Raw genomic sequence first — 2,859 nt, forward strand, 5'->3', positions numbered from 1 at the left:
CCCGTCGGCACCTCCCGCGCCGGCCGTCCCCTCCGGTCCTTCCGCTCCCGGGGAGTCCGCCGCGTCGGGAGGCGGCTCGGCCAACGTCGTCGGCGAGACCCGGGTCGGTCCGCGGGGCGGTCGCGGCGGGCGGCGAAGGCCGGGGGCCGGATCGTGAGGCCGGGCCAGGGCCAGCACCGGGCAACTGACACACCCCGCGCGGCCGGGGACCATGCCGGCGCCGCCGACGGGGGCAGGCAGGCCCGCGGTGTCCGGCCGGCCCGCCGTACCCGGCTGACCCTCACGTTGCTCGTGGCGGTGACCATCCTGATGGCGGGAGGAAGTGCCTTGTTCGGTTGGAAGGGCTTGGGTGTCACCGCGACGGGCGTCGCGGCGGCCGCCATCACCCGGGTACTCCGCCAGGCGAGGGGAAGCGACCCGGCGGACCGTGACCCGGCGGGCGCCGCGCAGGAGGGGCCGGGCAGCGGCTACGTCCGCCGGGAGTCCGGGCTGTACGGCAGCGCCGCCGCGCGACCGGAGGACGGCGATCGGCATCCACGCGGGGGAACAGGCCAGGGGGCCGCGGCCGGAGTTGGAGCCGGAGCCGGGGGCGACCCTGGAGCGCGGATCCCGCGGCCTCCCGCCTCCGGTTCGCCGGGGCCGGAGGCCGAAGCCTTCCATTCGGCCTCCCCGGTGCCCCAGGTGCCCCCTGTGCCCCCGGGCGTCCCGCCGGTCCCGCCCTACAGGGCCGGCGCCAAGGGCTCCGCCGGCACGGCCCTCCCCGCAGGCTCCGCCCTTCCGGCGGCGGGCGACGGTCCCGCGCCGAACGGCTACCGGGCCGCACCCGGACGAGGCCCGCACGGAGAGCGGCCGGACCCACCCGCGCCCACCCAGGCCCCAGGACCCACCTCACCGCGACCGGCGGCCGAGGAGATCACCGAGGCGGTCGGCGTACCGGCGCCCGCCCTGGACGGTACGCTCCGCGGTCGGCAGGTGCGGGGCACCGGGCTCACGCTCGCGGCGTCGGACGATCAAGGGCCGCCCGTCCTGGTCCGTGGCTCGCGCGCGTCCCGGGAGCCGTGGCGGCTGCCCGCGGAACCGGGGCCGCACGGGCTGGCGGCGGACGAGGCCGCGCTGGGCGGGCTGACCGTCCGCGCCGCCTCGGTGATCGGCCCGGGGCACCGGGCGCAGGGCCGGCCCCGGCAGGACGCGTACCGGATCGGCCGGGACCGTGCGGGCGAACATCTCGTGATCGCCGTGGCGGACGGCATGTCGGACAGCGCACACTCCGACGTCGGCGCGCAGGTGGCCGTATCGGCGCTGGTGAACTCCGTCCGTGCCTCCCTCGACGCGGGGACGCCCCTGGAGCGGCTGGACCATTGCGGCGCCTTCCTCAGCGCTGCCGGACAGATGATCGCGGTGGCGGAGCAGCGCGACTGGGACCCGGACACCGTGCGGGCCGTAGCGGTCGTCGCCGTCGTACCGGCCCGGCCGCACGTCAACGGCCGGCGCCGAGTGTGGCTGGCCGCGATCGCCGACGTGAGTGCGTGGCGGCTGAGCGGGGGCGACTGGGAGCGTCTGATCGGCGAGGAGAAGCACGGCTTCGACCCCTCGGCCGTCGCCCGCTATCTGCCGCACGACCCGCGCGGCGCCGACCACGGGGTCGTGGAACTGTCGCCCACCTGTGTGCTGGCGGTGACGACCGACGGGGTCGCGGACGCGTTCGCCACCGGGCCCCAGGCCCGCCGCTGGTTCGCCGAACGATGGGCCCGGCCACCGGCCGTGGGCACCTTCCTCAACCAGGTCGGCTTCGACCAGGTCCAGATGCACGACGACCGCACTGCCGTCGTCGTCTGGTGCGATGACGAGGAGCACCGCTGATGCGCACCTGGTCCGACAGCCCTTTCCCGTCCCGCGAGGAGCTGTCCTGCGTACCTGAGGGCAAGGAGATCAGCCGGGACAACGGAGAGTCCCGGCTGGTGTACGAGATCAAGGGCAGCCCCGGCTGGCTCGCCAAGCTCTACAAGCGCCCGGCGGACGCCGGCCGGACATCCGACCTCCAGCGCCTGGTCTACCTTCCGACCGCCATGTCCCAGGCGGACCAGGACCTGGTGGACCGGTGCCTCGCCTGGCCCACCACCCGCCTCTACGACGGCTCCGACCTCGTCGGCGTCGTGATGGCCAAGGCCCCTGACGGCTTCTACGCGCCTCTCAAGGCGCTGTCGGGCTGGCAGGAACCCGCACCGCTGCCGCTGGACTGGCTGATGAAGCCCGCGGACAAGTGTGCCCAGGTGGGACTGCGCCGGCCGGACCTCGACCTGCGGCTGCGCGCGGTCGAGGAACTGCTGGCGGTGGGCGACCTGTTCGCCCGGCACGACATCGTGTACGGGGACTGGTCGTACCGCAACGCGCTGTGGAACCAGCACACGGGCGAGGTCTTCGTCATCGACCTGGATTCCTGCGGGATCGGCTCCCGGGAGTGGGTGGAGTCGCCCGGCTGGGCCGACCCGCTCTTCCCCGACCGGTCTCGCCGGCCGACCGTGGCCAGTGACAGCTACAAGCTGGCCGTGCTGACCGTGCGCTGTCTCACCGCTCGGCGCCAGGATCCGCTGGAGGCGCTGAGCGCTGTGGAGAGGTCGAAGGGGGACACCTCTCTGGTCGGCCTGCTGCGGCGGACGCTCACCGCGACACGGCTGGAGGACCGGCCGAAGTGCGCCGAACTCCTCGAAGCGGTACGGCGGATACGCGGTACGACGGCGTCGGCGGGACCGTCCGCCACATCCGGCACATCCGGATCGGGGGCCGGCGCGGACAACGTCACCACGTGGGTCAAGGTGGGCCCCACCGCCGGCACCGCCCGTCCCGCCGACGCCGTCGTAC

The 2,859-nt window shown here is 75.2% G+C and carries 2 protein-coding genes; both read left to right on the top strand.

The annotated features are described in order from the left end of the window. Nucleotides 1–690 precede the first annotated feature (690 nt). Nucleotides 691–1,860 carry a protein phosphatase 2C domain-containing protein gene (locus P1P75_RS40850; RefSeq protein WP_319264920.1) on the top strand — a complete coding sequence of 390 codons (1,170 nt, stop codon included), beginning with the start codon at nt 691–693 and terminating at the stop codon, nt 1,858–1,860. Beyond that, nucleotides 1,860–2,859, top strand: a 1,000-nt coding sequence (locus tag P1P75_RS40855) for a hypothetical protein (protein WP_319264923.1), incomplete at its 3' end; no start/stop codon positions are given. The genes P1P75_RS40850 and P1P75_RS40855, both read left to right, overlap by 1 nt.

Source organism: Streptomyces sp. ID05-39B (assembly GCF_033794725.1).
Classification (GTDB): Bacteria; Actinomycetota; Actinomycetes; order Streptomycetales; family Streptomycetaceae; genus Streptomyces; species Streptomyces bobili.